We start from the raw sequence: 4,766 nt of genomic DNA on the forward strand, positions 1-4,766 counted from the left end.
GGCCCACAGAATGATGTCACGCTGAAAATGCCGGCCTTTGAATGGGTTCATGTGCAGCTCCATCAGCAAAAGGGGATGATAAGTTTATCACCACCGACTATTTGCAACAGTGCCCGTCGGCTTGAGATGCACATGTTGGCTGAGGTCGCCGGGTAGCGTGAACAGGCGCGGACCGTCCCGAAACTGGAACACGCGATACAGATGGAATTGATCGCCCGCCTCCTTGGAGAATTCGAGTTCGTTGTGGCTGACCAAGAAAGACGAGCCTACCCCGCCATTGGTGGTTTTCACCTCGATGAAGCGCTCATGGGCGTCCTCTTCGAACGACAGGATGTCGAACCCCGCACCGTCTCCCTGGGTGTCGGACACCCAATCCAGCCGCTGAAAAAGCTCTGGGTGGCCGAGCTCGGTCAGGCGTTGCTGTTCGTAGCCAATCACCCACTGCTCCCCTGCCCGGCCCAGCTTGCGGTTGGCTTCATCGCGAGCGGCATAATCGAACTTTCGCGGTAGGCGTTGCCGTAGAGATGCCGGGGTACGCACAAGCACTTCACGGGCGGGTGGTTCTACCAAAGCCGCTCGGTAGGTTTTGTCACCCGGAAGTTTTACCTCCTCCAGGGCATCGACAAGAGCGCCGACCGTCTGCTGATGTTCCAGAACGTAGGCGTGTACGGATTTACGCAGCAGCAGTTGGCTGTTGCCGCGTGGCTTGTAGCCGTTGATATAGGGCAGGCCCAGGGCATCGAGTACGGCGCTAATGTTCTGGTGCTTGAGCTCGACTGAAGACTTGCTGCGACCGTTCAGCAGTTGGCGCAGTGCCTGGTTGTGCTCGGACTTGTTGTACGGCTCCCCAGCCGCCTCGGCACGCAGCATGTCGAAATAGTCTTCGACCGTGGCCAGGACCTCTTCTTCGGACCAGTCTTCGCCGATGCGAATGATGCGAAACCCGAGCCGCGTCAGCGCCGGAACGACGGTCGCCTCGCCACCGGAGAAGCTGTCAGCAGTGAGCGGGCCCTGCTCGGGAAATTGCTTGCCGAAGGCCACACCGGCGATGGCCTTGGAATCGCAATCGGTGCCGGTCTTCGGATCACGTACCAGGAAGTCGCGGGACTTGCCGTAGCCGTGGCGCGCCAGGAATTTCGTGCGGCCCAGTTGCACGAACTCATCGATGGCAGCCTGCACGGCGGCGGGGCTTCGAAGCTGGGAGAGTTGAGACACAGGGTCCTTCCTTACTGTCATGGTGTGCCGGGAACCGCCGAGCCACGAGATTATGAGTAGCCCCTGAACAGAAACGTCACGATAAAAGCCGTGAACGCCACCAGGCCCATTAAATCCCTTGCGTATTTGCAGCCCGTGCTGTCCAAACCTGTACCAGGTCCGATCAACACGCTCCAACCATTGAGGTACGAAAACACCGCCTGACCGAACAAAAAATGCGTGATAGCCGCCGCAGCCATGACGCCGGAATCGTCAGACAGGCTGTAGCTGTTGACCATTGCCCTGTACGCCTGCATCTGAAATGGCTATTGCCCTGATGGGAGCCGGCTTTTCAGCCACCGACACCAGCGATGCCGTCAATATTCTTTACCCGATAACCATGACCGTACAAGCTAACAAGGCCTGGCAAGCCAGCGGACTTAAAAAGTCTTTTTTTCTACCATCCCACAAAAAAGTTCGTGGTGGAGAAAAGATAAGCTATGCAAGGCTTTAGGAGACGTGGTTTTTCAGGATGACGAAGAACGATTCGGCGCTAGGTGCAACATAGGTGCATCGCACGAGCGCTAGGAACGGCGAAAAAAGGCGGACGTGGCGAAATCGGTAGACGCAGCAGACTTTAAAATTGGAGTGCCCGCGGGGAAATCCGCGGAGTAGAACCGCTCAAAGTCGGGGAACGCTAACGGGCAATACCCTAAGCCAATCCCGAGCCAAGCCCCTTCGGGGGAAGGTGTAGAGACTGGACGGGCGGCGCCTAAAGCCTTCGGGCAATGGCGAAGGGACAGTCCAGACCACGAACGTCATCAGACGGCGGCGAAAGTCGAGGTGGTACGAAAATCTGCTTCTCTGTGAGAGTACGGGTTCGAGTCCCGTCGTCCGCACCACAAAGCCAAACATCCCTGCGATGATCGACCTCTGGGCGTTTGGTCGTGAGCCCGCCACCCTCGCGCTACGCTTTGCGCAGGCGTCGAAGGCGATCAGGTGCGCCCATCGATTCCGTCGAGCACCATCGCTGCGAGTTCATCGCTGGTGTGTGCACCACTATCGAGAACACGGGTTGTGCATGGAAGCCGTTCCCTTGCGGCCAAGCATCGGGCGACATTCGCTAATCGCCACTCTCGAATCTCCGCATTTCGATTCGGGTCAGGATGCATGGTCTGGTTCGCGATCCGGTGACGCAATAGGTCCTCGTTGAGCGTCAGAAAGATGTGCAGCAGCTGATCGTCGATCCGCCTTACCCCGTCGAGTATCTCAGTCAGATAGTCCGGGTGCACGAGCGTCATTGGGATGATGATGTCCTGCGAGTAATTCCTTCGAATCTCCCTGACCGCCGCGATCGTAAGTCCCCTCCACAAGGGGAGATCCTGATAGTCTCCGCTCGCTGGCATGGGGACCGTTTCTTTCACCACGAACCCGATTTCCTCGGGGTCAAAGATCAGCGATTTGGAACGCCGATCGCGCAGCCGCTTAGCGAGCGTCGTCTTTCCGGCGCCGAAAGGTCCGTTGATCCAGATTATCATTGTCGACGGCCTCTAACCTGAAGGCTCGCAAGAGCGCTCGACGGCCTCGTGCGGAGGCACGATCGGAGTGGTTCCGAAATGCTTCTCAAGATAGGTGACGCCGAACGTCACGATGTCCTGCGCGTCGAACAGGTAGCACTGAGCAAAGCCCACGACACCTTCTCGATGGCGACCGAGCTTCACGTAAGCATTTGCTATAGTTTCAACCGCATCCGGCTTTCCTTCGATAGCAAAGCAATCGAGAATGCCGTTTGAATCGTAATCCGATGCCGTTTTCCAGGCGACTTCACCGTCTCTTCCAAGCATCGGCATCTCATACGTCACCCACCGTTTGTTGGGGATATCGGCAACCGCCTCGGCGTAGTGCAATGCGGTAACGGAGTTTAGCGGCGCACCCAACAGCAGGGCCTTCCCGCCAAGGCGAACGAACCGCTCGACGGGCGATCCTTCCCCCAAGGCGTGACCGAGTTCGTGAGGCTCCGTCAGCGTTTCAGCCAGCGGACCAACCGCGACCATCGATGCATCGGGGTGCGCGCTGCGCCGCGCGCCGGGGGCTTGAACCAGAAATTGATTCAGCAGGCCGAACCCACGGTAAGTCCCGGCTGTTGCGGGATCGAACGGCAGCCAGGTACGGCGGGCTTCGTCATCCAGCCGAGCGCCATTCAGAGTCTCCTCGTAGGGTGATCGGTCCCACGACGCGTATCCCATCACAGTGCCAGTCGGCCCAACCGCGGAGCGTAACGCGGCAACGACCGTCTCCGCTCCTCCTTCGACCGGACCAATCGCTTTAAGTGAGGCATGCACCATCAAGAGGTCACCGGTTTGGACTCCGAGTTTTTGAAGCGCCTCCGTTATTGCCTTCCGCGTATGCATCGCGATATCTCCTCTAAACTGCAAAACACTATACGCTGATGAATCCCCTAATGATTTTGGTAAAAATCATTAAGTTAAGGTGGATACACATCTTGTCATATGATCAAATGGTTTCGCGAAAAATCAATAATCAGACAACAAGATGTGCGAACTCGATATTTTACACGACTCTCTTTACCAATTCTGCCCCGAATTACACTTAAAACGACTCAACAGCTTAACGTTGGCTTGCCACGCATTACTTGACTGTAAAACTCTCACTCTTACCGAACTTGGCCGTAACCTGCCAACCAAAGCGAGAACAAAACATAACATCAAACGAATCGACCGATTGTTAGGTAATCGTCACCTCCACAAAGAGCGACTCGCTGTATACCGTTGGCATGCTAGCTTTATCTGTTCGGGCAATACGATGCCCATTGTACTTGTTGACTGGTCTGATATCCGTGAGCAAAAACGGCTTATGGTATTGCGAGCTTCAGTCGCACTACACGGTCGTTCTGTTACTCTTTATGAGAAAGCGTTCCCGCTTTCAGAGCAATGTTCAAAGAAAGCTCATGACCAATTTCTAGCCGACCTTGCGAGCATTCTACCGAGTAACACCACACCGCTCATTGTCAGTGATGCTGGCTTTAAAGTGCCATGGTATAAATCCGTTGAGAAGCTGGGTTGGTACTGGTTAAGTCGAGTAAGAGGAAAAGTACAATATGCAGACCTAGGAGCGGAAAACTGGAAACCTATCAGCAACTTACATGATATGTCATCTAGTCACTCAAAGACTTTAGGCTATAAGAGGCTGACTAAAAGCAATCCAATCTCATGCCAAATTCTATTGTATAAATCTCGCTCTAAAGGCCGAAAAAATCAGCGCTCGACACGGACTCATTGTCACCACCCGTCACCTAAAATCTACTCAGCGTCGGCAAAGGAGCCATGGGTTCTAGCAACTAACTTACCTGTTGAAATTCGAACACCCAAACAACTTGTTAATATCTATTCGAAGCGAATGCAGATTGAAGAAACCTTCCGAGACTTGAAAAGTCCGGCACTGTTGCAAAGTTAGCGATGAGGCAGCCTTTTGTCTTATTCAAAGGCCTTACATTTCAAAAACTCTGCTTACCAGGCGCATTTCGCCCAGGGGATCACCATAATAAAATGCTG

Annotated in this window: 5 protein-coding genes and 1 pseudogene; 2 read left to right on the plus strand and 4 right to left on the minus strand. The window is 54.6% G+C overall.

All coding sequences use genetic code 11. The annotated features are described in order from the left end of the window. Nucleotides 1–87 precede the first annotated feature (87 nt). Together ACOKCT_RS22805 and ACOKCT_RS22810 are read right to left on the minus strand one after the other, a co-directional pair. Entirely contained in the window at nucleotides 88–1,215 is a 1,128-nt protein-coding gene (locus ACOKCT_RS22805; protein WP_014837927.1) for a DUF3883 domain-containing protein, read from the minus strand. Between the two features lie 50 nt (nucleotides 1,216–1,265). Continuing rightward, entirely contained in the window at nucleotides 1,266–1,493 is a 228-nt protein-coding gene (locus tag ACOKCT_RS22810) for a hypothetical protein (protein ID WP_000248278.1), read from the minus strand. A 23-nt stretch (nucleotides 1,494–1,516) separates the two neighbouring features. Here ACOKCT_RS22810 and ACOKCT_RS22815 point away from each other — a divergent pair, with 23 nt between their 5' ends. After that, complete coding sequence (locus ACOKCT_RS22815; protein ID WP_000951934.1) at nucleotides 1,517–1,708, plus strand: hypothetical protein; 192 nt, start codon at nucleotides 1,517–1,519, stop codon at nucleotides 1,706–1,708. Between the two features lie 481 nt (nucleotides 1,709–2,189). Here ACOKCT_RS22815 and ACOKCT_RS22820 read toward each other — a convergent pair whose 3' ends face one another. Both ACOKCT_RS22820 and aac(3)-IId read right to left on the minus strand, forming a co-directional pair. Further along, a complete protein-coding gene (locus ACOKCT_RS22820; protein WP_000587837.1) occupies nucleotides 2,190–2,732 on the minus strand; it encodes an AAA family ATPase in 543 nt (180 codons plus the stop codon). Between the two features lie 12 nt (nucleotides 2,733–2,744). Further along, entirely contained in the window at nucleotides 2,745–3,605 is an 861-nt protein-coding gene (aac(3)-IId, locus tag ACOKCT_RS22825; RefSeq protein ID WP_000557454.1) for an aminoglycoside N-acetyltransferase AAC(3)-IId, read from the minus strand. Between the two features lie 142 nt (nucleotides 3,606–3,747). Here aac(3)-IId and ACOKCT_RS22830 point away from each other — a divergent pair. Further along, nucleotides 3,748–4,653, plus strand: a pseudogene (locus ACOKCT_RS22830) (IS4-like element ISVsa5 family transposase); the annotation flags it as partial. Between the last annotated feature and the right edge of the window lie 113 nt (nucleotides 4,654–4,766).

Source organism: Leclercia sp. M-A074-M (genome assembly GCF_965195605.1).
Classification (GTDB): Bacteria; Pseudomonadota; Gammaproteobacteria; order Enterobacterales; family Enterobacteriaceae; genus Enterobacter.